Below are 895 nucleotides of genomic sequence, written 5' to 3'. Positions count from 1 at the left end.
ACGAGATCGGCCGGCTGTCCCGTGCGCTGAACGGGATGGTCTCTGGGCTTGCGGACTTGGCCCGGACGAACCGTGCGGCGACGTCGGACCTGAACGCGGCGGCGGCCGAGATCCGCGCCTCGGCGCAGGAGCAGGCGGCCTCGGTGGAGGAGCAGTTCGCGGCGGTGCAGGAGACGGCGGCGACGGTGGACGAGATCACCCATTCGGGCGCGCAGATCACGAAGCGGGCCGGCGAGGTGATCGCCACCGCCCAGGCCACGGCCCAGACCTCGCGCCAGGGCCTGCGCGCGGTGGCCGACACGGCGCGGGCGATGGACGCGATCCGCGAGCAGGCGGAGGCGGTGGCCGGCAACATCGTGACGCTGTCGGAGAAGACCCAGACGATCGGCGACATCATCGAGACGGTCAACGACATCTCGGAGCGCACGCACCTGCTGGCGCTCAACGCCGCGATCGAGGCGGCGGCGGCCGGGGAGAGCGGGCGGAGCTTCGCGGTGGTGGCCTCGGAGATGAAGCTTCTGGCCGACCAGGCCAAGGCGGCCACCCTGCAGGTGCGCGGCATCCTTTCGGAGATCCAGCGCGGCATCAACACCTCGGTGATGCTGACGGAGGAGGCGGTCAAGCGGGCGGCCACCGGCAAGGCGCGCTCCGACACGACCCAGCGCACGATCGAGGAGATCACCGGGCGGGTGGAGGAGAACGTGCAGACCTTCCAGCAGATCGTGGCGTCGACCAACCAGCAGCAGCTCGGCATCGAGCAGGTGATGGGCGCCCTGCAGAACATCCGCCAGGCGAGCCAGCAGACCGCCGCCGGCACCCGCGAGGTCGAGGCGGCCTCGGCCAACCTCACCGAGCTCGCAGGAGCCCTCATGGCCCTCGCCGAACGCTACCGGCA

Annotated in this window: 1 protein-coding gene; it reads left to right on the top strand. The window is 71.3% G+C overall.

Annotated elements, in window-relative coordinates:
• A partial coding sequence (locus tag FV227_RS28655) for a methyl-accepting chemotaxis protein (protein WP_246686697.1) occupies positions 1–895 on the top strand: 895 nt, incomplete at both ends.

Source organism: Methylobacterium sp. WL119, from assembly GCF_008039875.1.
Classification (GTDB): domain Bacteria; phylum Pseudomonadota; class Alphaproteobacteria; order Rhizobiales; family Beijerinckiaceae; genus Methylobacterium.
The sequence above is the reverse complement of the archived record's forward strand: the minus strand, read 5'-3'. Positions and strand labels throughout refer to the sequence as shown.